The organism is Filimonas effusa (genome assembly GCF_004118675.1).
Classification (GTDB): Bacteria; Bacteroidota; Bacteroidia; order Chitinophagales; family Chitinophagaceae; genus Filimonas; species Filimonas effusa.
The window spans coordinates 529,669-553,968 of sequence record NZ_SDHZ01000001.1 but is presented as its reverse complement, the minus strand read 5'-3'; the positions used below and the strand labels follow the sequence as shown (position 1 = coordinate 553,968).

At 47.4% G+C, this 24,300-nt stretch carries 22 protein-coding genes; 13 read left to right on the top strand and 9 right to left on the bottom strand.

The window, feature by feature from the left end; genetic code table 11:
• Positions 1 to 112: 112 nt before the first annotated feature.
• Positions 113 to 688, bottom strand: coding sequence for an L-threonylcarbamoyladenylate synthase (locus tag ESB13_RS02060; RefSeq protein ID WP_129001374.1), 576 nt, complete (start codon positions 686 to 688; stop codon positions 113 to 115).
• Positions 685 to 1,833, bottom strand: a complete 1,149-nt coding sequence (locus ESB13_RS02055; protein ID WP_129001373.1) for a glycosyltransferase family 4 protein — start codon at positions 1,831 to 1,833, stop codon at positions 685 to 687. Before ESB13_RS02055 ends, ESB13_RS02060 begins: the two co-directional genes overlap by 4 nt.
• A 133-nt stretch (positions 1,834 to 1,966) precedes the next feature.
• Here ESB13_RS02055 and ESB13_RS02050 point away from each other — a divergent pair, with 133 nt between their 5' ends.
• The 6 genes from ESB13_RS02050 (at position 1,967) to ESB13_RS02025 (ending at position 6,315) form a co-directional block, all read left to right on the top strand.
• Positions 1,967 to 2,761, top strand: a complete 795-nt coding sequence (locus tag ESB13_RS02050) for a LiaF transmembrane domain-containing protein (protein WP_129001372.1) — start codon at positions 1,967 to 1,969, stop codon at positions 2,759 to 2,761.
• Positions 2,762 to 2,791: 30 nt separating this feature from the next.
• The gene (locus ESB13_RS02045; protein WP_129001371.1) at positions 2,792 to 3,151 is read left to right on the top strand and encodes a DUF4288 domain-containing protein; all 360 of its coding nucleotides are present in this window, start codon (positions 2,792 to 2,794) and stop codon (positions 3,149 to 3,151) included.
• Positions 3,152 to 3,177: 26 nt separating this feature from the next.
• Positions 3,178 to 4,257, top strand: a complete 1,080-nt coding sequence (locus ESB13_RS02040) for a sensor histidine kinase (RefSeq protein ID WP_129001370.1) — start codon at positions 3,178 to 3,180, stop codon at positions 4,255 to 4,257.
• Positions 4,232 to 4,975 carry a LytR/AlgR family response regulator transcription factor gene (locus ESB13_RS02035; RefSeq protein WP_129001369.1) on the top strand — a complete coding sequence of 248 codons (744 nt, stop codon included), beginning with the start codon at positions 4,232 to 4,234 and terminating at the stop codon, positions 4,973 to 4,975. Before ESB13_RS02040 ends, ESB13_RS02035 begins: the two co-directional genes overlap by 26 nt.
• A 37-nt stretch (positions 4,976 to 5,012) precedes the next feature.
• A complete protein-coding gene (locus tag ESB13_RS02030; protein ID WP_129001368.1) occupies positions 5,013 to 5,825 on the top strand; it encodes a 2,3,4,5-tetrahydropyridine-2,6-dicarboxylate N-succinyltransferase in 813 nt (270 codons plus the stop codon).
• A gap of 109 nt (positions 5,826 to 5,934) precedes the next feature.
• Positions 5,935 to 6,315: a hypothetical protein gene (locus tag ESB13_RS02025; RefSeq protein WP_129001367.1), complete on the top strand. Its 381-nt coding sequence runs from the start codon at positions 5,935 to 5,937 to the stop codon at positions 6,313 to 6,315.
• 51 nt (positions 6,316 to 6,366) lie between these two features.
• On the opposite strand, the gene dnaK is transcribed toward ESB13_RS02025, so the two are convergent.
• Positions 6,367 to 8,271: a molecular chaperone DnaK gene (dnaK, locus tag ESB13_RS02020; protein WP_129001366.1), complete on the bottom strand. Its 1,905-nt coding sequence runs from the start codon at positions 8,269 to 8,271 to the stop codon at positions 6,367 to 6,369.
• Between the two features lie 148 nt (positions 8,272 to 8,419).
• Between dnaK and ESB13_RS02015 the strand changes: the two genes are divergently transcribed.
• The gene (locus ESB13_RS02015) at positions 8,420 to 9,742 is read left to right on the top strand and encodes a PQQ-dependent sugar dehydrogenase (protein WP_129001365.1); all 1,323 of its coding nucleotides are present in this window, start codon (positions 8,420 to 8,422) and stop codon (positions 9,740 to 9,742) included.
• A 382-nt stretch (positions 9,743 to 10,124) separates the two neighbouring features.
• Here ESB13_RS02015 and ESB13_RS02010 read toward each other — a convergent pair whose 3' ends face one another.
• Positions 10,125 to 10,661 (bottom strand): GtrA family protein, encoded by a 537-nt coding sequence (locus ESB13_RS02010; protein WP_129001364.1) that lies wholly within the window; start codon positions 10,659 to 10,661, stop codon positions 10,125 to 10,127.
• 49 nt (positions 10,662 to 10,710) lie between these two features.
• On the opposite strand from ESB13_RS02010, the gene argS reads away from it, so the two are divergent.
• Positions 10,711 to 12,504, top strand: a complete 1,794-nt coding sequence (argS, locus tag ESB13_RS02005; protein WP_129001363.1) for an arginine--tRNA ligase — start codon at positions 10,711 to 10,713, stop codon at positions 12,502 to 12,504.
• A 222-nt stretch (positions 12,505 to 12,726) separates the two neighbouring features.
• Here the strand turns inward: argS and ESB13_RS02000 are convergent, their stop codons facing one another.
• Positions 12,727 to 13,308, bottom strand: a complete 582-nt coding sequence (locus ESB13_RS02000; protein ID WP_129001362.1) for a hypothetical protein — start codon at positions 13,306 to 13,308, stop codon at positions 12,727 to 12,729.
• Positions 13,309 to 13,520: 212 nt separating this feature from the next.
• On the opposite strand from ESB13_RS02000, the gene ESB13_RS01995 reads away from it, so the two are divergent.
• The 4 genes from ESB13_RS01995 to ctlX all read left to right on the top strand — a co-directional run bounded on the left by ESB13_RS01995 (position 13,521) and on the right by ctlX (position 18,339).
• Positions 13,521 to 15,299, top strand: coding sequence for a chloride channel protein (locus ESB13_RS01995; protein WP_129001361.1), 1,779 nt, complete (start codon positions 13,521 to 13,523; stop codon positions 15,297 to 15,299).
• Positions 15,300 to 15,406: 107 nt separating this feature from the next.
• The gene (locus ESB13_RS01990; protein ID WP_129001360.1) at positions 15,407 to 15,592 is read left to right on the top strand and encodes a hypothetical protein; all 186 of its coding nucleotides are present in this window, start codon (positions 15,407 to 15,409) and stop codon (positions 15,590 to 15,592) included.
• Positions 15,593 to 15,800: 208 nt separating this feature from the next.
• Positions 15,801 to 17,318 (top strand): arginine deiminase family protein, encoded by a 1,518-nt coding sequence (locus tag ESB13_RS01985; RefSeq protein WP_129001359.1) that lies wholly within the window; start codon positions 15,801 to 15,803, stop codon positions 17,316 to 17,318.
• A 127-nt stretch (positions 17,319 to 17,445) separates the two neighbouring features.
• Entirely contained in the window at positions 17,446 to 18,339 is an 894-nt protein-coding gene (ctlX, locus tag ESB13_RS01980; RefSeq protein ID WP_246022407.1) for a citrulline utilization hydrolase CtlX, read from the top strand.
• Between the two features lie 96 nt (positions 18,340 to 18,435).
• On the opposite strand, the gene ESB13_RS01975 is transcribed toward ctlX, so the two are convergent.
• The gene (locus tag ESB13_RS01975; protein WP_129001358.1) at positions 18,436 to 19,224 is read right to left on the bottom strand and encodes a CHAD domain-containing protein; all 789 of its coding nucleotides are present in this window, start codon (positions 19,222 to 19,224) and stop codon (positions 18,436 to 18,438) included.
• Positions 19,225 to 19,360: 136 nt separating this feature from the next.
• Positions 19,361 to 19,894 (bottom strand): RNA polymerase sigma factor, encoded by a 534-nt coding sequence (locus ESB13_RS01970; RefSeq protein WP_129001357.1) that lies wholly within the window; start codon positions 19,892 to 19,894, stop codon positions 19,361 to 19,363.
• A gap of 185 nt (positions 19,895 to 20,079) precedes the next feature.
• Between ESB13_RS01970 and ESB13_RS01965 the strand changes: the two genes are divergently transcribed.
• Positions 20,080 to 21,225, top strand: a complete 1,146-nt coding sequence (locus ESB13_RS01965) for a FecR family protein (protein ID WP_164974066.1) — start codon at positions 20,080 to 20,082, stop codon at positions 21,223 to 21,225.
• A gap of 214 nt (positions 21,226 to 21,439) precedes the next feature.
• Here the strand turns inward: ESB13_RS01965 and ESB13_RS01960 are convergent, their stop codons facing one another.
• Both ESB13_RS01960 and ESB13_RS01955 read right to left on the bottom strand, forming a co-directional pair.
• Complete coding sequence (locus ESB13_RS01960; protein WP_129001355.1) at positions 21,440 to 22,933, bottom strand: calcineurin-like phosphoesterase C-terminal domain-containing protein; 1,494 nt, start codon at positions 22,931 to 22,933, stop codon at positions 21,440 to 21,442.
• Between the two features lie 77 nt (positions 22,934 to 23,010).
• Positions 23,011 to 24,276, bottom strand: a complete 1,266-nt coding sequence (locus ESB13_RS01955; protein WP_129001354.1) for a DUF5689 domain-containing protein — start codon at positions 24,274 to 24,276, stop codon at positions 23,011 to 23,013.
• Between the last annotated feature and the right edge of the window lie 24 nt (positions 24,277 to 24,300).

Here is a 24,300-nt window from a genome sequence, read left to right as displayed (position 1 = left end):
ACAAAAACGGGAAACGACAGGGTTTATATTTCATAAGGCTTCTCTGAAATTACTACCAATAGCGTTCCTCCGCAAGCATTTCACCTTAACATTTCATGAAAAAAGGAAAATTTTAAGGTCGGAGAATACGAAGGCTCCCGTTTTTCCACATCACGATCGCAGAAGGCTGCGCAGGCACTACATCGTACTGCCGGTATTGTACAATATAGTCTACACCGCTTTTTATAGCCGGATCAACCTGGGCAAAAATAGCCGCCGACGGCATCCCGCTTAAATTGGCCGATGTACTCAGTAACGGCTTGCCAAACCGCTTGATAAGATGACGGCAGAATGCATCACCGCAGATCCGTATGGCTACAGATCCGTCTGCCGCAGTAACATTGGGCGCCAGCCCCAACGCATTTTCATATATAACGGTAGTAGGCTTGGCCACATGCTTTAGATAATCGAAGACAGCCAGATCCGGCGCCGCTACATGCTGCAACACCTCCTTCTCAGAAGCAACAAGTACCACAAAGCTCTTGGAATCAGGACGCTGCTTTAAGTTGATCACCTTGTCAACAGCTTCCGCATTGGTGGCATCACAACCTATCCCCCACACAGTATCGGTAGGATATAATATCAATCCGCCGGTCTCTAATACAGACAGGCAATTTTCGACATCTTCAGAAAAATCATTGGTTATCATACAGTACGAAGATACACCTGCATTACAGCCGCCGCGCATTTATCGGCAGTAAAGTTTTGTGCATACGCCACTCCCTGCGCAGCACGCTCTCGGCATAAAACAGCATCCGTAGCAAAACACCGCATCCCCTCCGCCAACTGCCCCACATCATAAGGATCGATATACCAGGCGCCAGGCCCGCCAGCCTCCGGTAAACACGATAGGTTCGAAGTAATAACAGGTATCTGGCTGAACAACGCCTCCAGCACCGGTATCCCAAACCCCTCGAAGATCGAAGGATAGATCATACAGATCGCCTGCTGGTAAATAGCAGGGAAATCCTCCGCCGAACGGAACGACGCCAGCCCCTTGGTCTCCGCCCGGTCCGATAAGAATAAGATCTTATCCCCCAGCCCGTTTTCCGCTATATACTGCAACACCTGCTTTTTATAACCATCCCCGTCTCCTATCACCACCAGCGGTATATCGTTTTGCAACGCCTTTACAGCCTTGCAAATGGTCAGCAGGTTCTTACGTTCTATCACCGACCCTACATATAAATAATACCGCTCCGGTAATTGATACCGCTCACGGATCACCCGCCTCTCCTCCTCGCTCACCCGCCCCGCAAACATCGGGTTACAACTCTGGTAACAAACATCTATCTTCTCAGCAGGTGTACCATAGTAATGCATAATATCATCCTTGGTCTGCTGGCTGATCGCTATAACCCTGTCGGCATGCGCACAGGCATAACTGAATTTCTTACGGTAGATCTTTACATCGATAGCATTGAACTGGCCGGGATAACGCTCAAATATCAGGTCATGTATCGTTACCACCGTTTTAATTCCCGTATGCTGTATCCCCATCGGTATCTCATGGCTTAACCCATGGTACAGATCAATACCCAGCCGCTTCAGATCCTTCTTCACCCAGCTGCTGCGCCAGGCCGATGTAAATAAACGCGAAGGAAAGCGCTGCGGCGTCACTACCTGCATATTGCTGAATGCCGCAGCATTATAGCGATCGGTAAGCCTCGGCGTGCACAGGTAATAAGAATGCTCAGGAAAATTAACTGCCAGCGAACTCAGCAGGGTACGGCTGTAATGACCCAAACCTGTTCCATTCGTATAGGCACGCTTGGCCTCAAAAGCTATCTTCATGCGCCAAATATAAGCCGATGCTTTTTTTCACCGGCATTTTCCCGCCGTTGACCGGCACCTGCCCCCAACAAGCCTAAAAGCTGTTCCCCACACAAAAACCACGCTTTAGATTTGTGCTATCAATATAAATAAGATGACAAACAACGAATATAACGACGAACAATTCCTGAAACGCAGACACCGCAGCTCCGGCAAAGACAGGGCCTTTACAGGTATCTTCCTCATCATAGCAGGCGGACTGCTGTTTGCCTATAAAATGGGAGCGCCACTGCCACACTGGCTGTTCACCTTCCAAACCATCCTGATCGTGATTGGCCTGATAGCAGGCTTGAAAAGCCGCTTCCGCCAACCCGCCTGGATCATCCCCTTTGGCCTGGGTATCTTCCTGTCCATAGACAACTGGTTCCCCGGCGCCAACATCGACCAGTATACCGCCCCCATCATCATCATGGTCCTCGGCCTGTTCTTCCTCCTCCGCCCCAGACATGCACATAAAAACCGCAAACTCAGGCAGTTCCTCCGCCAACGCCAGGAATGGCAGCAACAGTTCAGGCACGACTGCTCCAATATAACACAGGAAGAAACGCCCGGCGACTCCATCGACTCCGTAAGCGTTTTCGGCGCCGTCAAAAAAAAAGTAGTTTCTAAAAACTTCACCGGCGGCGAAGTGACCTGCATCATGGGAGGTGCCGAAATCAACCTGTCTCAGGCCGATATACAAGGCACCGTGGTCCTCGAAGTCACCCAGCTGTTTGGCGGCACTAAACTCATCATACCGCCCCACTGGGACCTGAAATCGGAAATAGCAGCCGTTTTCGGCGGCGTAGAAGACAAACGCCCCCTGCAAGGCACCGTCGCCGATCTCAATAAAGTACTTGTCCTCAAAGGTACCTCCGTATTCGGCGGTATCGACATCCAAAGCTATTAGCAATCATCCTCTCATCATAAAATCAATTCTATGAACTGGTACATGGCCAAAATAGTCTACCGTATTATTTGTGGTGATGGCAAGCATACACCCCAATTCGATGAACAACTGCGGTTAATAGAAGCAGAAGATAGCCTGCATGCACTCCATAAAGCACAGTCGCTGGGCCAGAATGAACAAGACAATTTCCTCAACCAGGAAAAAGCCCTCGTACAATGGAAATTCATCAACGTTTCCGAATTGTACCAGGTCGACAGGCTCAACGATGGCGCCGAACTCTATTCCCGCATCGTCGAAGACTGTGACGCCGACAACTACGTCCATATCACCAACCTCAAAGCAGCGCACCTCGTCGATCGTCACGCAGGCGAATTTGTAAATACCATATAATCCGGCTTTTTTAAGAAATTCGCTACATGAAACGAAATGCCATCCAGGAAAACGGCTTCTCTAATAAAACATTCTATCGTAACCTCCTGGTTTGGTGGATCGCCAGCTTTATTATACAAACTGCCGTGGTCTACCAACCGGCATTCGGACTGGCACTTACGCTCACCGACAGCCTTCTCAGCAACCTGCTGCTGGCCTGCTGTAGCAGGCTCATCATTACCAACATGCGCTTCTACCTGCCCGGAGAAGAAAAATACTGGTATATATTAGTGATAAGTATGGTCCTCGGCGCAGTTTGTCTCTTTATTACCAAAGGAGTGCTCACAACTTTAAGCTGCGGCAACGAAGCTTATTCCAACTTTGTCCGCAACTCATCAGGCATCCGCTATGCCTTCAACTGCCTCCTCATAGGATGTATTGCCATGTTTGGATTGCTATGGTACACCCAGAAAGAACAGTCCATCGCCAGCAGACGCCAGTCCGACGCCGAAAAGCTCGCCCGCGATGCAGAACTCTTCCGCCTGCGCCAGCAACTGCAACCGCATTTCCTCTTCAATAGCCTTAACTCCATCAGCGCACTTACCCGCAACGAACCCGAAAAGGCAAGACATATGATCCAGCAGCTCTCCGATTTCCTCCGCGGTACACTGCGCAAAGACGCCCAGCAATGGGTGCCATTACTCGAAGAACTCGACGACCTGCAACTCTACCTCGATATCGAAAAGGTACGGTTCGGCCACCGCCTGCAGGCAAGCATCAGGTGCAGCGATGAAGCACGACAGTCATTTGTACCAACACTGCTCCTGCAACCGGTTGTAGAAAACGCCATCAAGTTTGGCCTCTACGATACCACCGAAACCGTTGAAATAAAAATTGAAGCCTCACAGGATACCGATCACCACCTCATACTGAAAGTGAGCAACCCATTCGATCCCGAAACAGCCGTCGCCGGCAAAGGCATGGGATTCGGACTGTCATCGGTAACACGACGGCTCTTCCTCCTGTTTGCACGAAACGACCTGGTACATACCACCAGCGAAGAAGATATTTTCACCACCACGCTTATTATTCCACAACTCCATGATAAAGACATTACTGATAGATGATGAACCACTGGCGCGCAGTATCCTGAAAGAATACCTCCAGCAATGGCCCGAATTCACCGTTGTGGAAGAATGCGGCAATGGCTTCGAAGGCATCAAAGCCATCACCCAGCACAACCCCGATCTCATCTTCCTCGATATACAAATGCCCAAGATCAACGGCTTCGAAATGCTGGAACTGGTAGATACACCACCTGCCATCATCTTCACCACCGCATTCGAAGAATACGCAATCAAAGCTTTTGAAACGCATGCCACCGATTACCTGCTCAAACCGTTCAGCCAGGACCGCTTCAACAAGGCTATCCAAAAATGGCTCGCCGGCAGAACGCAAACAACAACCCCGCAGGAAACACAACCCCTCCTCGAATCCATAGCACAGGCTACCGGCCAGCAGAACAGGGTGGTTGTAAAAGAAGGCAGCAAAATCAAGATCATCCCCATCCCTCATATCCTGTATATCGAAGGTGCCGACGATTACGTAAAGATCCATACCATCGAAGGTGCCTTCCTCAAGAACAAAACAATGGTCTACTTCGAACAACTGCTCGGATCCCAGCAGTTCGTCAGAATCCATCGCTCCTATATCATCAACGTACAGCAGATAACACGTATCGACCCCTACGAAAAAGACGGACACCTCGTCATCCTCCAGTCAGGTATGCGCCTGCCCGTTAGTAAAGGAGGATATGGTAAGTTAAAAACCGTATTAGGATTGTAACATCGGTTTTTGCGTATTTTTACCAAAAAATAAGGTCATGGATTTAAAACCAACGATTGAGAAAGCGTGGGCCGACAGAGAACTTCTGAAGGATAATGAATGCGTAGAAGCAGTAAAATCAGTGATCGAAGAACTGGACAAAGGCCGTCTTCGTGTAGCTTCTCCAACAGAAAACGGATGGGTGGTAAACGAATGGATTAAACAGGCCATCCTTATGTATTTCAGCATCCAGCAAATGAAAACCTGGGCACTGGAACCCTTTGAGTTTTACGACAAAATGAAACTCAAAAAGAACTATGCCTCTTTAGGTGTACGGGCGGTACCACATGCAGTGGCACGTTACGGCGCCTACATCGGCAAAAACGCCGTATTAATGCCCAGCTATGTAAACATCGGCGCTTTTGTCGATGAAGGAACTATGGTCGACACATGGGCAACTGTAGGTAGCTGCGCCCAGATAGGCAAATGCGTTCACCTGAGCGGTGGCGTAGGTATCGGCGGCGTTCTCGAACCTTTACAGGCATCTCCCGTAATCATCGAAGACGGCGTATTCGTAGGAAGCCGCTGTATCGTGGTAGAAGGTGTCATCGTTGAAAAAGAAGCCGTACTCGGCGCCAACGTAGTACTTACCAAATCTACCAAGATCATCGACGTTACCGGCGATACCCCCGTAGAAAGCGTAGGCCGTGTTCCTGCCCGCAGCGTTGTGATCCCCGGTACTTATGCTAAAAAATTCCCTGCCGGCGAATACCAGGTGCCCTGCGCCCTCATCATCGGCCAGCGAAAAGCAAGCACCGACCTCAAAACAAGTCTCAACGACGCATTAAGAGATTTCAACGTAAGCATCTAGTCCCTTTTCATAAGGCATCAAAAGAGAACGTACACATTTATGATACGTTCTCTTTTTTATTACACACACCGAATCAGAAGCGATAACGTTTGATAAACTCACCGATAAAATGATAGCTGCCACCTCAATAGAATTCATTAATGACCTGGCCCAATACCATTATAACAACCACTACTACGATTTTCATAACGATTACACTTGCGGGCAAATCGTTTATACTGGTAAAACATTGGCATTACAACTAAACAACAACACCGACAATAGCCTTATATCGCTAAAGTTTACAGACGTCATCATAACTGCAATCAACTTTTTCAATGTGGAAGAAACAACTCAACTGACGATTGATAGCCTATATAGAGGGAGGCTTGAACTTAATGGTGAACTGATTGAGACTTCAGAAGATGGCAATGGATATTTTTACCTTGAATTTTATGAAGGGCAAAAGTTGGAATTCTGGGCCAGGAGCGTGGGAATTGGAAACACATAACAAAAAAGCCCCGGCTATCGCCAGGGCTTTTCAATTATATAAGCGCGAAGCTTATTTCACTTCTTCAAACTCAGCATCGGTTACAGTATCACCTGCACCGGCACCTGCATTACCCGCATTCGCTTCAGCGCCAGGTTGTGCCCCGCCGCCTTCTTGCTGTGCTTTGTAAATTTCTTCGCTGGCTGCAGTCCATGCCGCATTCAGCTCGTTCAAAGCAGGCTCTATCTGCGCCAGATCCTGTGTTTTGTGCGCTTCCTTCAGCTTGCCTAAAGCAGCTTCAATAGGCGCCTTTTTATCAGCAGGAACCTTATCACCAAACTCTTTCAGTTGCTTTTCAGTCTGGAAGATCATGCTGTCAGCCTGGTTCAGTTTTTCAACCTTGTCACGGGCTTCCTTATCGGTAGCCTCGTTGGCTTTCGCTTCAGCTTTCATTTTTTCAATCTCTTCCTTGCTTAAGCCGCTACCAGCTTCAATACGGATCTTCTGCTCTTTACCAGTTCCTTTATCTTTAGCGCTCACATGTAAGATACCGTTGGCATCGATGTCGAACACCACTTCAATCTGAGGAACACCACGTGGAGCCGGTGGAATACCATCCAGGTTGAATACACCCAGGCTCTTGTTCTGGCTGGCCATTGGCCTTTCGCCCTGTAAGATATGGATCTGTACACCAGGCTGGTTGTCGCTGGCAGTAGAATATACTTCCGATTTCTTGGTAGGAATAGTCGTGTTGCTGGGGATCATGGTAGTCATAACACCACCCATTGTTTCAATACCCAGGCTTAACGGAGTAACGTCAAGCAGCAACACGTCTTTTACTTCACCAGTCAATACCGCACCTTGTATACCAGCTCCGATAGCTACCACCTCATCAGGGTTTACACTCCTGTTGGGTTTCTTACCAAAGAACTTCTCTACAATTTCCTGTACTTTAGGAATACGGCTGGAACCACCCACCAGGATCACTTCATCGATCTGGGAAGTGCTGTAACCCGCATCTTTCAACGCAGCTTCACAAGGACGTAAACACCTTTCGAACAGGTTATCGGCCAGTTGCTCGAATTTGGCACGGCTTAATTTCTTAACCAGGTGCTTCGGAACGCCGTCGATAGCAGTTACATAAGGCAGGTTGATCTCTGTTTCTGAAGAAGAAGACAACTCCACCTTAGCCTTCTCAGCAGCTTCTTTCAAACGCTGTAAAGCCATAGGATCTTTACGCAGGTCTACGTTTTCTTCTTTTTTGAACTCGTCAGCCAGCCAGTCCATGATCACTTTATCGAAGTCGTCACCACCCAGGTGAGTATCACCATTGGTAGATTTTACTTCAAATACACCGTCACCCAGGTCTAGGATCGAAATATCGAATGTACCGCCACCTAAGTCGAATACGGCGATCTTTTGTTCTTTACCCGCTTTATCCAAACCATAGGCCAGGGCAGCTGCAGTAGGCTCGTTCACAATACGACGAACATTCAGACCCGCAATTTCACCCGCTTCCTTCGTAGCCTGACGCTGCGCATCATTAAAATAAGCGGGTACAGTAATGACCGCTTCAGTTACTTCCTGACCCAGGTAGTCTTCAGCAGTTTTCTTCATTTTCTGAAGCACCATGGCAGAGATCTCCTGTGGAGTATACAACCTGCCATCTATATCAACACGAACCGTATTATTGTCACCTTTTGCCACTTTATAGCTCCAATGGCTGATTTCTTCTGTCACCTCGTCGTAACGACGACCCATAAAACGCTTCACACTCATAATTGTGTTCTGCGGGTTGGTAATAGCCTGGCGCTTTGCAGGATCACCTACTTTACGCTCGCCATTTTTCAGGAACGCTACCACCGATGGGGTGGTACGGCGACCTTCATCGTTGGCTATTACCACAGGCTCGTTACCTTCCATTACGGCAACGCAACTGTTTGTGGTACCCAGGTCAATTCCAATAATCTTTCCCATATACTTGATCTCCTTTAATGGTTAGTATTCAAAATTTTACAAGTATGGTTTCTCAATCATTATGCCATGGGTCGGCGGGATGAAAAAATGTCATATTATCAACCTATTAATGGCATTACGCTTGTTACATAAGCCTAAAAGAGCAAATATGAAATATACCCTTATGTCATTTCTGGCAGTCAGTACTTTAATAGCCTGCCAATCTCAACCCAGGGATAAGAACAAAACCAATACCCCCGCCGATACCGTTACAACCAAAACCGAAGAAGTGAAACTTCCGGAACCATATGCCACCCCGTCTAAAAATGCATTTTGTAAGGTAATAGGATGGCCTGCCGATAAAAAACCCGTAGCGCCCTCAGGTTTTACCGTTAATATATTCGCAAAAGACCTCAATAACCCACGCTGGATCTACCAGGCCAACAACGGCGATATCTTCGTTTCCCAGGCCAGCACCGACGCCGGCGCCATCAAAAAAGTAGGAGCCCAATTAACAGGTAAAGCCAAATCACAGAACCTCGGCAACAGCGCCAACAACGTACTGCTCTTCCGCGATACCACCGGCGATAATATCCCCGATATCAGCGAAGTGTTCCTCAGCGACCTCGAACAGCCCTTCGGCATGCTTGTTTTGGGCAATTTCTTCTACGTGGCCAACACCAATGCCCTGCTCAGATATCCCTACGATCCTGAAAAACATAAAATAACAGGCAAACCCAAAAAGATCCTCGACCTCCCCAAAGGCGGTTATAATAATCACTGGACACGCAACCTGCTCGCCAATGGCAACGGCTCCAAGATCTATATCTCCGTAGGCTCCGGCTCCAATGTAGCGGAACATGGAATGGAAAATGAAATAAGAAGGGCTAATATCCTGGAAATCAACCCCGATGGAACCGGCGAACGCATCTTTGCCGCCGGCCTGCGCAACCCGGTTGGCATGGGCTGGGCCCCCGGCACTTCTACCTTATGGACAGCCGTAAACGAACGCGATGAACTGGGCGACGAACTGGTGCCCGACTACCTCACCTCCGTTCAGGAAGGCGGCTTCTACGGATGGCCCTACTCCTACTTTGGCGCCAACAAAGACCCCAGGATGAATAACGAAAGACAAGACCTTGTTGCAAAAGCAATAGTCCCCGATGTGCCCCTGGGCGCACACACCGCCTCCCTGGGCCTCGCCTTTTATGATAAAGACGCCTTCCCCTCCAAATACCATAATGGCGCCTTCATAGGTCAGCATGGCTCCTGGAACCGCAGCTCCCTGGTAGGTTATAAAATAGTATATGTTCCATTTAAAAGCGGCAAACCCAGCGGCAAGCCCGAAGATTTCCTGACAGGTTTTATTGCCAATGCGGCAGAAAATGAAGTGTACGGCCGCCCCGTAGGCGTCACCATCCTACAAAACGGCACCATGCTGGTCGCCGATGACGCCTCCAACACAATATGGAGCGTAACCGCCGGCAAATAGTCCGTTGATAAAAACAGAAGGGGGCCAACCGGTTTCCCGTTCAGCCCCCTTCTTATTACAACTGGCACAATCCGCCGGAATATCATAAGGCATCCTATTACTATACCACGAGTATACCATAACCGCACCTACATTACAACTGGCACAATCAGCCGGAATATCATAAGGTATCCTATTACTATACCACGAGTATGCCATAACCGCACCTACATTACAACTGGCACAATCCGCCGGAATATCATAAGGTATCCCATTACTATACCACGAGTATACCATAACCGCACCTACATCGCACTTGCATCGCACTCGTATCGCACTTGCCTCCCTCCCCCAGCGGTACTTTTTCCTTTAAATGCAGTTTTACGCAAAATGGCCCCGCTCCTTAATCCACCTCGGTAGTGGTAGCCTTCCCAAAGCCCTCTTTCTTTTTCTGGAACGAGAAATGACGCTGGCTGAGATAACTGAAAGAAACTACCATCGCAACGGTAAGCACCATCGAAGGAGTAGGATACCAGCCTAAATAATCCACAAATAATTTCAGAAAGCCGTAGTTCAGCACCATACAGGCCAGCACCACCAGCAGGTAGCGGAATAATTGAATACGCCGCCTTAATGCCGATTCTGGAAATACCACGAACATGCTCAGGTAAAAACCCGAAGGAAAAGTGACAAAAAAAGCCAGCAGGTAAGCTGCAATATGCGGCTCAAAGGCCAATGGCAGAAAAGGGACATGAAACACCTGCTTGTCAAAGATAAAATGCAGCGAGAATACGTAAATGGCCAGGTTCAGCAAAGTATTGCCTCCCCCGCAGGCAGCATACCGGAACGTCTCCAATGGCATCAGCCGCCGGAACCAGGGATAAAAAGAATCTATCAACTGTAAAATAGACCGTTTCAGTAAATGATGCACCTTTTTCATGAATGGCGGCAAAGTTAATATTATTTTTGCCACCCAAATTACGAATAGTATGAGCGTTGTTGCAGTAATAAAAGAGGCTACGGCCAAAGTAATTGAACAGTTATATCAACAGGAAACCAACCCGGAATCTATCCTGATCAATGCCACAAAACCGGAATTTACAGGCGACTACACCATTGTATTATTCGGATTTATCAAACAACTCAAACAATCCCCCGAAGCCCTCGGTAACGCAATCGGTAATGAACTGGTGAAACAATACCCCGGCCATTTCCATAGCTTTAATATTATCAAAGGCTTCCTCAACCTCCAACTCACCGATAGCTACTGGCTGCAGTTCCTCCACGAACAACACACCAATATAGGCTTTGGCGTTGCCTCTCCCAATAACCGCAAGGTAATGGTCGAGTACTCCTCTCCCAATACCAACAAACCCCTCCACCTCGGACACCTCCGTAACAATTTCCTGGGATGGAGTATCGCATCTATCCTCAACGCCGCAGGCAGCGAGGTCGTTAAAACATGTATCGTCAACGACCGCGGTATCCATATCTGCAAAAGCATGATCGCATGGCAGCTCACCGCCAACGGCGCTACCCCCGAAAGCACCAACAAAAAAGGAGACCACTTTGTAGGCGACTACTACGTTAAGTTTAACGATATCTATAAAGCAGAAGTAGAAGCGCTGCTAGCAAAAGGACTTGCAAAAGAAGAAGCAGAGAAAGAAGCGCCCATTATGAAGGCAGCACAGCAAATGCTGGTCGACTGGGAAGCAGGCAAACCTGAGGTCATCGCACTCTGGCAGCGCATGAACAACTGGGTTTACCAGGGCTTCGACGCTACCTATAAACAAATAGGCTCCGACTTCGATAAAACCTACTACGAAAGTGAAACCTACCTGCTCGGTAAAGACCTCGTGGAGTCAGGCCTCCAAAAAGGCGTTTTCTTTAAAAAAGAAGACGGCAGCGTATGGATCGACCTCACCGCCGATGGCCTCGATCAAAAACTCGTACAGCGTAAAGACGGCACCGCCGTGTATATGACCCAGGACATTGGCCTCGCCGTAAGAAAATATGAAGAGTACAAATGCGATGAAAGCATCTATGTGGTAGGCGATGAACAAAACTATCATTTTAAAGTACTGAAGCTGATAGCGCAAAAACTCGGATTACCTGCCGCCAACGGTATCTACCACCTCAGCTATGGCATGGTGGAATTACCTACCGGTAAAATGAAAAGCCGCGAAGGAACCGTAGTAGATGCCGACGACCTGGTAGCTGAAATGATCAGCACTGCCGCTAAAGAAACCGAACAGCTGGGTAAAGTGCAAAACTTCAGCGACGACGAAAAAGCAAAGCTGAACGAAACAATAGCCCTGAGCGCATTGAAGTTCTTCCTACTGCGGGTCGATCCACGTAAGAAAATGATCTTCAACCCCGAAGAAAGTATCGACTCCCATGGCTTCACCGGCCCCTTCATCCAATATACTTATGCACGTATCAAAAGCATCCTGAGAAAAGAACAGATCACAGGCACCGGTCAATGGGATTTAAATAATAAAGACAGCCACACAATGCTGCCACTGGAAAAAGAACTGGCGACACAGCTCGAACAATTCCCTTCTGTGATCCAGGAAGCAGCTGCAGAACACGATCCGTCCAAGATCGCGATCTTTGTTTTCAATGTATCCAAAACCTTTAGTTCCTTATACGCAGCCCATTCCATTGGTAATGCGGAAACAGAAGAAAAGAAAACATTACGCCTTCAGCTGGCCCAGCTTACCTCTATTGTTATTAAACGCAGCATGAAGCTGCTGGGAATAGAAGTACCGGAACAAATGTAGTAACACAGCAAATAACCGATCAATAAAAAAAGGAGGCCCGAAGCCTCCTTTTTGCTTGCTATTTAGCTTGCTCAATACTTTTTACAACCGGAACCGTGCTTTCGCAGCTATAATACCCGCTTCTTCCATCAAAGCCCGGGAGCTGCCAACTACACGTGCTTCTTACAACCAAAGCATTGCTTCCTGCAACCTTATAACGTTACTTCTTGCAACCAGGGAATACTAGCGCTCCCTGTCGATGGTGCTTTTAATACGGCTGGAAGGAAGATAGATCTGGAAACCAATATTCAGGTTAAGCGCATGACTGGTAACCCTGTCGCCAAAACCAACGATACCGTTATACTTCAGCAATGTCTCCAACCCAATGTTAGGCGTAATGAAATAAGCGATACCAGGACCAAAGCCAATACCCAGGCCATTGGTGCTGCCGCTGCCTACATAGTTCTCACCTTCAATACCAACATTTGCCTCCAGGAAGAAACGGGAATGTTTTAATAAATTAATACTCGCGTCATTTGCATAGTAACGGCCCAAAGCACCTACACCATAGGAAACATCACTGCCCCCTTTCCCCTTGTAAGTCTCAAGTCCAAAATTGACATACGCACCTAAAGCCATATTGTCTCTTACAAACCAGGCAGCCTTAGGCGTAAGATTAAAACTAAAAGGACTTCCACTATTCAATCCCAACGACAGGTTCGACAAGTTACCTCCTACAAGTACATTTCCTTTTTGGATCTGGGCTTGAGAAACGCCAATACCGGCAATAAGAACAGCAGCAAGAGTGAGTAATTTTCTTTTCATGGTTTTTTGTTTTTAATGTTAATCATAGTCCGTTAATGATCTGCTGATGGTGTAAAACAGTCCATACCCGCACCAAAACCATGCCGGAAAAAGCATATCTCATTGTGTACCAAATACATCCTTAAGCCCCTCCACCTTTATTTGCCTGCCATTCCTCATCTGCCACCTCCCTTCCTTATCCACCATCTGCCATTCTATCCTTACCTTGCACTATGATCCGTTTTTTCCATAAGTACATCCGCAAAGGAATTACCTATATTAAAGAGAAGCTAACAGAACGGCAGTTCCTGCTTTTTGCCTGTATTATTGTCGGCGCCGCAGCCAGCCTGGCCGCAGTAGCGCTCAAACTCCTGGTCTTTCATTTGGAAGAAACCTTCTTCTCCCATACAGCCCCAGGTAACGTAATGTGGTACCAGGTATTGATGCCCATCGCCGGCATTGGATTAAGTGCCTTCTTTATCCATCGCTTCTTCAAAAAGGATTTTCTCAAAGGCAACGATAAGATCGTTTACGCCATAGCCAAAGACAACGCCAACCTCCCCGTTAGCCAGGTTTATTCCCATATTGTGACCAGCAGTATCACCGTGGGACTCGGAGGCTCTGCCGGCCTGGAATCACCCATGGTAGCCACCGGCGCCGCCATAGGATCCAATTTTGGTAAACTTTCTTACCTGCCATACCGCGAAAAGACCGTCCTGCTGGCCTGTGGCATCGCTGCAGGTATCGCATCGGCATTCAGTGCCCCTATTGCAGGTGTCTTATTTGCCCTCGAGGTGCTGATGATCGATATTACCATCACTACCTTCATCCCCCTCATCATCTCCGCCGCAACCGGCGCACTGCTGGCACGCATCATCCTGGGAGACAACATCTTGCTCTCTTTCAACAACTTACATGCATTCAACTACAACAATACTTTATTCTATGTGGTCATTGGTGTCTTCTGCGGGTTAACCGCGTTGTACTATACACGGGTTTATACCTGGCTGGAACACAGGTTTGCACATATGCGGGGCGCCATGCAACGCTGGCTATGGGGCTCATTGCTGCTGGCAGTGCTTATCTTCTGCTTTCCACCCCTGTTTGGCGAAGGCTACCATATCATAAAACTCCTTGCCGATAACAATCGCCTGCACAGCAACTCCTTCCTGTTAAATCATTTCAATTCCAACTGGGCGTTATTGTTATTCCTGGTAGGTGTTATCCTTTTCAAGGTCTTTGCAACCGCCTTTACAGTACAAGGCGGCGGCAATGGCGGCAGCTTCGCCCCCGCCCTCTTTATAGGTGGCGTACTGGGTTTTGTCATCGCCCGTCTGTTCGTCCTCATGGGATACGAAGACGTGCCAACCGCTAATTTCGTGGTAGCAGGTATGGCAGGTATGCTCAGTGGTGTATTTTTCGCCCCGCTTACAGCCATCTTCCTTAGCGCCGAAATAACCGGCGGCTATTCCTTGATTATCCCGTTGATGCTCGTTGCTGCCATCAGTTTCTTTGTGGTGAAATCATTTGAACCCCTGTCTATGGAAATGAAAAAACTCTCCCTTAGCAGCCGCCTCAATCCAAGCGATCGCGATAAATTCATGTTAAGCCGCCTCGAATTGGCACATATCATCGACAGGTCGTACCTCCAATTTAACTTGAACACCAGCCTTCCCGAAATCGCGAAACAGATTAGCCGCGATCAGAAAGATGTATACGCAGTCATCAATGAAAATAAAAAATTAGCTGGCGTCATCTATCTAAATGATATCAAATCACTTATGATCGACGACCTCAATAGAAACCTGCATACAAGAGCAGCAGACGTCATGATCAAACCCCGGTTTCTCAGCATCAACGATGATGTAGAAACAGCCTTATATGCTTTTGAACAAAGTAATACCCATACACTCGCAGTAGTAACGGAAGAAGGCGAATGGGCAGGCTTTATTACCAAATCAGCCATCCTCGACCGCTACCGCCAGGAGATCCTGAATGTGAGCTATAACTAACGAAACAGTCGTACAATTCAAACAATGTTATGCCTGGCCAACAGCACTGGTATGCCCACAATTGACCGATCGGCATGAAATTTCGTGTACCACCTTAAAAGAAACCTATGAGTACTAAAAAACAATACCCACGCAAGCCAGCTCAAAACAAGGAGAACGATAATAAGAAATACCCTATGTCAAAGGAAGATGTAGCCAATAACAAGGATGAAAAAATAGACGAGGACTTCCCCGGGTTTCCACATCCGCCGGCTACCGAAAACACCGTAAAACACAAAAAATCAAATAGCTAGTTTGCTGCCCGCAGCTAAAACTACTATCTTGCGGTATGTTTAATACTAAACATATCCGTCCTTTTCTCCTCCTTGCGTACTTCCTGAATCTGATCTCATCAGCAGATTTAGGTTTGCCGGATTACTGATACGCTGGTTCTTATCAGCGCAACAGCACTGCGTTTTGTCGTTAGTTCAGCCAATTATTTCTTGACTTCAAACTATTCGTATGTCTGCAGATCAGTCGTCCTATTTTATAGATTCAGAATTAGGTACGCTTCGTAAATTATTGATCCATAGCCCCGATGGCGGCATCGGGAAAATCATACCCAGCACTTTCCAGGATAACCTTTACGACGACATCGTTCACCTGAAAAGTATGCAGAAAGAGTACAATCATTATGTGAAGCTACTCTTGTATTTCCTTGATCCTGAGAAAATTACATACATAAATTCATTTTCCTCCGACGATGAAAAGCAGGCCAACTGCTTCATCCCCGGCAAAAAGGAATACTTCAACTCCGATAAAGTGCTCGAAGCACAGAACCTGCTCGAAGAAATTGTCGGAGATGAGCGCGTAAAGCTTAGGCTGATAGCAGCAGTTTGTTCCTACGAAGAGTCAAGCTTTGCCATTCAACAGAAACTGGAAGCCATACAGGACGCTGGCTTACTGGCAAAGATCCTGATCACGGGCATCCTGCCGGCAACAGAAAGCGGAAATGAAGAAGATCAATACATCTTCCCTCCTATCCCCAACTTCATCTTCACCCGGGATATAGGCATCATGATCAAAGATCATCTTCTCTTGAGCCGCATGGCCACCTCCGCACGCAAACGCGAATCATTGATCACCAAGTTCCTCGCCTTATATTACTTCTTCCACGAACAACCCGGAAAGATCATAGAGATCATTGAAGAAAGTGACTTCTTCCTCTATGAAGAACAGGAACGCCGCCAGCGTATCATCACCATCGAAGGCGGTGACATCATGATGGTGCACCAGCGCCATATCATTGTAGGCTGCAGCGAACGTACTTCCTCCAATGCCGTGAATGAGATCATCCACACCCTCTTCAGCCGCGAAGAACTGGGCATAGAAAAGATCTCCGTAGTGAAGATCCCGAAGAAGCGTGCGCAAATGCATATCGATACAATTTTTACCCAGGTGCGAAGAAACGTATGGGTAATGTATGGCCGCTATTCGGAAAGGATCATGGAGGCGGAAAACAACATCAAACAGTCGTACCTCAACGTGCTCGCGCATAAAACAGACTTGCATAAAGAGCCCGAACCGGAGATCCTTCAGTTCTATAAAAAAGCTTCAGACCCCTACCAGCGCAACAAAGACTATAGCGTTCCCACAAACCCAACGGGTATAGAATCACTGCTGATACAGATAAGCGTGGAAGATTTTGGTGTGGCGCCGCAGGACGTACGGATCATCTACAGCGGCGGCAACGATTTTCCGCACGACGACAGGGAACAATGGACCGACTCCTGTAACGTGGTAGCGCTCAAAGAAGGGGTCGTGATAGGCTACGACCGTAACGATAAAACATCTGAAGCCTTCCGCAAGGCCGGCTTCGATGTCATCACTACCCGCGAGGCATTCGACCGCTTCGAAAAAGGCATTTCACCCCATAGCCTGGAAAACACGCTGATCCTATTGCCATCAGCAGAACTCTCCAGGGCCAGGGGCGGCTCCCATTGTATGAGCATGCCACTGCTCCGCGATAAATTAAGCTAAAACCAGAAGGGATAAATAAAAGAGTTTTATCCCAGCCAAACAAAATGGAAACGGTTTCGTTCATAACCGGTATCGGAACGAAACCGGCACCGCTCAACAATCTTTGATCATACATAACAACAACGATATGCCCACTTCACATATCCTGATGATCAGGCCTGTGCAGTTCACTTATAATGCCCAGACGGCCGTGAACAATGCCTTCCAGAAAAAAGGAGAAGAGTCCGGCACCCAGGAACTGGCACTGGCGGAATTCGATGCTTTTGTGACACTGCTCCGCCACAACGGCGTTCGCGTATCGGTAGTGAACGATACCCCTTTACCGCACACACCCGATTCCATCTTCCCCAACAACTGGATCTCTTTCCATAACGGAACCATTTGCCTGTATCCCATGTATGCCCTGAACAGGCGCCTCGAACGCAAGGCAACAGTAATGGAAGCAATACAGCAATGGTACCATACCAGCAAAACTGTTGACCTCTCAAAATACGAGCAGGAACATCTTTTCCTGGAAGGAACCGGCAGCATGGTGCTCGACCGCGAAAACAAAAAAGCATATGCCTGCCTGTCGCCGCGCACCAACGAAGCGCTGTTACAGCAATTCTGCGAGACGCTCGGCTATCAGCCCGTGGTATTCCACGCTACCGACCTTACCGGTCACGAGATCTATCATACCAATGTAATGATGTGCGTGGCAGATAAATATGTGGTCATTTGCGCCGACACCATCACCAACCCCGAAGAAAGGGAAAGGGTGCTGGAAACCATACGCCGCTCCGGGAAAGACATTGTAACCATCAGCATGGATCAAATGCAGCACTTTGCCGGCAATATGCTGCAGATCAAAAACGAAGACAACGAAAAACTGCTGATCATGTCTACCCAGGCATGGCAAAGCCTAAGCCCCCTTCAAAAGAAACAACTGGAAGATTATAACCGGGTATTGCACACCCCGCTCGATGTAATTGAAACCAACGGCGGCGGCAGCGCCCGCTGTATGCTGGCAGAAGTATATTGATTACAGGCAAGCCAATACCGCTAAAAACAATAGCCATCCCACATTTGTCACAACAAGGGATGGCTATTGTTTTATTACGTCCGCCTGGCAGGCGTATTATGATACCACCTGCTGTGCAGCCAGCATTTCAACTACCTGCCTTTCCCGGTACTTTAATGAGTGTGTGAGTTTTTCCCAGGCCAATGCAAAGTCTTTCTGCACCTCCATATCCTGCGACAAATAGATCTGTTTTTGAGAGAAAGCTTCTTTCACCATTTCCAGGTCATGCCATTGCCCGATCTGTTCCTGGAGTTTATTGAAATAGGCCAATACCGATTCTTTCGCACCCACTTCCTCCGGCACCACCCAATTAAGCGCGTACATCCATTGTTTGATAAGTTTACGCAGATCATGCCACTCCCTGGAAGGCAGGTCGGCAGAAGTCTTCTCCTGTAGCTGGGCATGTAAGTCGGCAAAATACTGTTCAGCCAAAATGCCGTTGGTATGTGCTACAAAACGGCCGCTAAGCTCGATGATCTCCTTAAGATCATTTTTAAACGCCGGGGCCTGCTTACGAAAATCGGCGTTCATTTCATGCAGCCTTTCAGCAGGGAAATATCTTTCCTCCAATACCTTCAGATGATATTTCCGCAGCCATTGCTGCAACAACTGGTATTCCCTTATTTCACCGGCCTGCTGAAAGATAGTACGTAACAGGTGCGCAGGCTTTTTCAGTTTTTGTTTGGAGTATACCTGCTGTAGAAATTTGATCACCGCCCTCAGCTTTTTCAGCTCTACCCGCAGATCATGTAACGCCCCTTCTTCCGCGCTAACATCAAAGTCATGCAAGTGGTTAAATAAATTCTTAACCCTTTGGGCAAAATATTTCTGAAGCGGCGATGGCATAAATATGCTCTAATTTAAGAAGCCTTTATTCCAATTAAAAATAATTAATAAAGGCTTTACATTAAATTAACGCCCCCTGAAACAAAGGAATAAAGATGACAGCTAAAACTAATGTCTGGAGAAGATCATAGAGGTATCAACAGGTACGCTGCAGGGAGCTTCGCAGGAACTTTAGCCCCATTTTGAGGTGTGTTTTCAGCGAATTCACTGAAATCCCCATCTCGATGGCAGCGGCCTTGTAACTTTTTTCTTCTAAATAAACCAGGTTGAAAGCAGCCAGCCGCTGGGGAGGTAATTCCAGCAAAGCCTGGTGCATATGGGCGGGTAATTCATCCTGTCTTTTTTCCGGCTCCACCTCTTCCGTTGTTTGTGCATATTCCAACACCATGCGCTCATGCCGCCGTTTCTTTTCAAGAAAATTCAGGCATTTATGCCGTATCGAACGATAGAGATAAGCCCGGATAGAGACATCTATATTTTTGTAAAGCGATTTATTCCAGATATCGATGAACAATTGCTGCACCTGGTCTTCCGCCTCCTCATCATCGTCCAGCAATAAATATGCTTCCGTCTTGAGTAAAGGGTAACACGATTTAAAGACCGCTTCAAATGCCTGTACATCACCTTTTTTAAATCTCTCCAGCAATTCAGTTTCGCTTATTACATGCATCGGGTATCTGTTATTGCTTAGTTACGGATGCAAATTTTGGGATTTATACGATCTCTGAATGTTATGTAATTATTACCAGCCCTCAAAAACAGCTGTAACAAGCCTTTACAGGGAAAAATTGCATTATTAACAAATGCTATTCACCTGATTTTATGTGTATCATTGTCTCTTATAAAAAAAGGTTCATGGAAGAGGATCAAGTGGAGGTTCGAAGACTATTGGTAGAAAAACTGGCAGGCACTATTTCGGAGGAAGAAGATCAGGTCATCAGCCGGTTAATAGCATCAGACAACCATGTGCGGCAGGAATGGCATCAACTGCGCGACAAAATGCAGCAGGCAACCCAAACAGGTCATTTTAAAAATGACGCAAATAATGCCTGGGAACAATTGCAACCCGCTATCCGTCCGCGTACCCGCATCCGCCGTATCACCGCCATCGCAACCGCCGCTGCCGCTTGTGTGGCCGCTATCGTAGCCGTACGCACCATCCGCTCTTCCAGCCAGGAATCCACCGCAGCCAGCTTTTTTGCTGACAACAGATCCTGGTCCTTCAACAGCGACAGTATCATCATGCGCTACGAAGATGGCAGCCTGGTAAACCTTACCGCCGCCGCAGGCAAACAAATGAATGCCGGCAATACCCGCATCACGGTAACCGACAGCAGCATAACGCTCTCCGATGCCAGCACGGAACAGGGACAATGGAACACATTGTTCATTCCCGCCGCCATGAACTATAAAGTAACCCTGCCCGATGGCTCCGAAGTATGGCTCAACGCACATACCCGCCTCCGCTTCCCGCAAAGCTTCGCAGGACTAAAACAAAGAGATCTTTACGTCGACGGGGAAGCCTTTTTCAAAGTGGCGCCCGACAAACAGCAACCTTTTATTGTACACACAGCCCGTACAGATATAAGGGTACTCGGAACCCAGTTTAACGTTAATACTTACGACACTACAGGTATCAAAACGGCACTGGTGGAAGGTAGCGTATCCGCTACGGCTCCCGGCGGCACCTTGATACTGAAACCTGGCCAGCAAACCACTTATACCGGTGAACGTTTTACCACTACCACCTTTGACGTTACCACTACCCTGTCCTGGATGCAGGGCATTTATTATTTCGAAGACGTTCCGCTAAAAAGCCTCACCAATATCGTGTCAAGATGGTTCAAAATGAAAGTGATATTTCATACCCCGGAATTGGCCAACAAAGTATTCAACGGCATGTTATCTAAAAAGCTGCCCTTGTCAGCCTTCCTCGAAAACCTCGAATTGTCTGATAATATCTATGCAGTAATTGAGGGCGACACAATACATTTCAAATAGACGAATACAGCAATCACATATCCCCGCCCCGGCTTAATCAAGTCGCTTAATGGCGGTCTCAATATTTTCCCATATCCGCATCCCATCGTTGTAGTGGCGATTATAGTTTTATAGCTTGCCATTATATTCTTCAATCGGATTACGGCACTTTAAATAAAAAAAGGTCGCATCTCATAAGATACGACCTCCCGGCTATTGGGGATACTAAAACCTGCTAACTTAACTTCATTATTTCCGTATAAACATTTCCGAACCTGTCTGTTGCCTTCACCATGATCTCTTTAGCCCCGGCAGCCGGTTTTGCAAAAAACATATGGTCATTTAAAGTAGGTTCTACAAACTTATGTTTCTTAGGTAACAATGGTCCTTCATACAGTTCTACTGCCCAGGGATCCAGCGCTACACGTCTGTCCATAGCACCTTTCAATACGCCGTCTTCATACCACTCCACCTTCCATTTGCTATCGTAGTTCCATACGTTCACAGATACTTCATCAGGAGCCGTTTTCAGGTACCCTTTTTTATAAATACGCAACTGCTTTTCGCGGGGTGAACCGGTTGACTTATAGTACCATTTAATATCAGTTCCATTTACCTCGTACACACCGTAGCCGCTTGGCGTACCATCGCCGCAGATAGGACCTGTCCACCAGGCGCCGCAAACAGTGCCATGGTTATGTTCCATGATGTCGCCTTCTTCCCAGTTATCATTAAAGTGCGTATGACCACTCATGATATGTACTTTATAAGGCGCCAGCATTTTGTAAAGCTGTTGCCTGTTAGCCACCATTCCGCCGGGTTCTTCATCTTTGCCATTCCTGCGCGCGGAACCTGTAAATGTTGGAATATGCAGACTCAGCACGATGGTGCTACCAGGTTTTACATATGAAAGATCCTGCTCCAGCCACTGCATCTGGTTTTCGGTAATATAGCCGATGTACTTTTTGGCAGCGCCCAGGAAGAATACATCATCCAGTACCACATAGTGGATAGATCCCCTGTTGAAAGAATAATAAGTAGGACCGAATTGCTTCTTGAAAGTATTGGCAGAACCATCATCGGTACGGGCTTCATTGTCCATATCGTGGTTGCCGATCACATTATAAAAAGGAATACCTGAAAGCTCTACTGCCTTGCGGTAGTCTTCGAATAGTTCAAATTCATCCCATACCAGGTCGCCACATCCAATACCGTGTATCAGCGCATCGCCGGGTAAAGCGTGGATAGTAGCCTGCAAATCGGGCACAGATTCTTTCAGCAATATTTCACAATCCTTCTTTGATTTCATCTGAGGATCGGCCCATACAACGAAGTGGTGATGCTGATCGTCCGTTTTCAGTTTATCGAGGTTGAAGTCGGCTTTGAAAGAACTCTTGCCTTTGGGAACAGGCTGATAAAAAGCAGCAATCCCCTTCTCTGCCGGGAAAGCATAACCTGCCGGCACCGATATATATACAAATTCGGCAGTAGCATTGCTGCTCAGCTCATACTGGCCGTTCTTGTCTGTTTGCGTAATGTTGATACCGTCTGTAACACAAACCCCTGCAACACCAGCGCCCTGGCTTTGCACACGTCCCCTGAGGGTTAAGCCGGTGAGATCTATATTTTGCTTTTTGGTAAAGGGGTTAGCCTTCAGTAAGGTAGAAGGCACTGCAATCAAAGAACCTGCAAATCCGAGGTTTTTGAGGAAACTTCTTCTGTCGCTCATGCTTGATAGAAATTTTAATTCGTCGAATGTAAGAGGAATCTACCCTTACATCCGACGAACTGTAAAGAATTATTGATTTAGTAATTCTGGTAAATAGCAAAGTCATCGATACCCAATCTTCCGTTTTCAATGGTAGGGATAGCCGTAGTACCTAAAGGAAGTTTGCGAATCCTGAAACGTACGCTGCCGTCGATATCCATCATGAAAACTGCCTGTTTGGCGGCAATGCTCACACTTGTTTTCTCCGGATCGGAGATCACATTACCCACCTGCTTCCAGGTAGTGCCTTTATCAGTGGAAGCTTCCAATACAAAGGAGCTGGCAGCATCGGTATAATAACAGCCGTACCAGAAGGTTACCTTGGCAGCACCACTAGGCACATCGTAGTTCATTTGTAAATAACAGGGACTACTGGTTCCCAGGTTCTGCTGGAAACGGATAGACTGTTTACCGGAAACGATACGGTCACGGCCTGTTGTATTACCTAACAAACACTGCTCTAAACGCCAGGTACCGGTACGTAAGGCAACATCCTTACCTGCATAAGATGCTTTCTGAGCTGCATCAGGATTTTCAAAGTCTTCGGGATAACCGGCATAAATAGGGCCGCTCGCAAACTGCATATCGGTAAGATTTCTTAAACGCAACTGCTTGCGGCCATCGCCTGTTACAGGTATACCCACGAACGCCGCGCTGGGCGCTATGGTTTCGTTGGCAAACACCGCTTCAGCAGCAGTGTACAAAGGAATAGTAGTATCGCCACCATCAGTAAGCGTATGTTCTCCTGCAAACTTCTGCTGCACAGGGAACGGCGTTACGTCGGCAGTAATGCTCACGACTGTATTTTCATACTTTTCGAAGTTCTTCGACAACTCCGTGATATTGATAGGCCTTATTTTCACCTCGTGACCGGAAGAGATCTTTTTGATGGCAGACGCTGCCAAACCTCTTACAGCCAGGGAAGTACCACCGTTACGTGTCAGGGTAGCGCCTTCCAGTTCTACTACAACGGAATCGCCTACAGCCAGGCTGGCGGCAGTAGCCTTATCGGAGACGAGGGTAAGACCACGCATCAACCCTCTCCATTCGTCCTGGATAATGATATGTCCTTCAGGAAAGTTCCCGGAACTGCCGTTGGCAATCACGATACCTGCCGTGCGGTAAGCGCCGGCCAGGCTTGCTTTACCCAGGGAAACATCGGCCTGGTTATAAGCAGCACGTACCACATAAACAGAGGCCATTGCATTCAGCTCCCCTATCGATTCGTTGAGATCCTCCTTCAAACAGGAAGTAAAAGCAAAACTGCTTACGACAGCTGCTATATATAAAAAGTACTTTTTCATATACTATTTTAATTCTGGATAATG

Coding starts and splice junctions, on each gene's coding strand:
- ESB13_RS02060 (WP_129001374.1), bottom strand. CDS start 688: ATGATAACCAATGATTTTTCTGAAGATGTCGAAAATTGCCTGTCTGTA.
- ESB13_RS02055 (WP_129001373.1), bottom strand. CDS start 1,833: ATGAAGATAGCTTTTGAGGCCAAGCGTGCCTATACGAATGGAACAGGT.
- ESB13_RS02050 (WP_129001372.1), top strand. CDS start 1,967: ATGACAAACAACGAATATAACGACGAACAATTCCTGAAACGCAGACAC.
- ESB13_RS02045 (WP_129001371.1), top strand. CDS start 2,792: ATGAACTGGTACATGGCCAAAATAGTCTACCGTATTATTTGTGGTGAT.
- ESB13_RS02040 (WP_129001370.1), top strand. CDS start 3,178: ATGAAACGAAATGCCATCCAGGAAAACGGCTTCTCTAATAAAACATTC.
- ESB13_RS02035 (WP_129001369.1), top strand. CDS start 4,232: ATGATAAAGACATTACTGATAGATGATGAACCACTGGCGCGCAGTATC.
- ESB13_RS02030 (WP_129001368.1), top strand. CDS start 5,013: ATGGATTTAAAACCAACGATTGAGAAAGCGTGGGCCGACAGAGAACTT.
- ESB13_RS02025 (WP_129001367.1), top strand. CDS start 5,935: ATGATAGCTGCCACCTCAATAGAATTCATTAATGACCTGGCCCAATAC.
- dnaK (WP_129001366.1), bottom strand. CDS start 8,271: ATGGGAAAGATTATTGGAATTGACCTGGGTACCACAAACAGTTGCGTT.
- ESB13_RS02015 (WP_129001365.1), top strand. CDS start 8,420: ATGAAATATACCCTTATGTCATTTCTGGCAGTCAGTACTTTAATAGCC.
- ESB13_RS02010 (WP_129001364.1), bottom strand. CDS start 10,661: ATGAAAAAGGTGCATCATTTACTGAAACGGTCTATTTTACAGTTGATA.
- argS (WP_129001363.1), top strand. CDS start 10,711: ATGAGCGTTGTTGCAGTAATAAAAGAGGCTACGGCCAAAGTAATTGAA.
- ESB13_RS02000 (WP_129001362.1), bottom strand. CDS start 13,308: ATGAAAAGAAAATTACTCACTCTTGCTGCTGTTCTTATTGCCGGTATT.
- ESB13_RS01995 (WP_129001361.1), top strand. CDS start 13,521: ATGATCCGTTTTTTCCATAAGTACATCCGCAAAGGAATTACCTATATT.
- ESB13_RS01990 (WP_129001360.1), top strand. CDS start 15,407: ATGAGTACTAAAAAACAATACCCACGCAAGCCAGCTCAAAACAAGGAG.
- ESB13_RS01985 (WP_129001359.1), top strand. CDS start 15,801: ATGTCTGCAGATCAGTCGTCCTATTTTATAGATTCAGAATTAGGTACG.
- ctlX (WP_246022407.1), top strand. CDS start 17,446: ATGCCCACTTCACATATCCTGATGATCAGGCCTGTGCAGTTCACTTAT.
- ESB13_RS01975 (WP_129001358.1), bottom strand. CDS start 19,224: ATGCCATCGCCGCTTCAGAAATATTTTGCCCAAAGGGTTAAGAATTTA.
- ESB13_RS01970 (WP_129001357.1), bottom strand. CDS start 19,894: ATGCATGTAATAAGCGAAACTGAATTGCTGGAGAGATTTAAAAAAGGT.
- ESB13_RS01965 (WP_164974066.1), top strand. CDS start 20,080: ATGGAAGAGGATCAAGTGGAGGTTCGAAGACTATTGGTAGAAAAACTG.
- ESB13_RS01960 (WP_129001355.1), bottom strand. CDS start 22,933: ATGAGCGACAGAAGAAGTTTCCTCAAAAACCTCGGATTTGCAGGTTCT.
- ESB13_RS01955 (WP_129001354.1), bottom strand. CDS start 24,276: ATGAAAAAGTACTTTTTATATATAGCAGCTGTCGTAAGCAGTTTTGCT.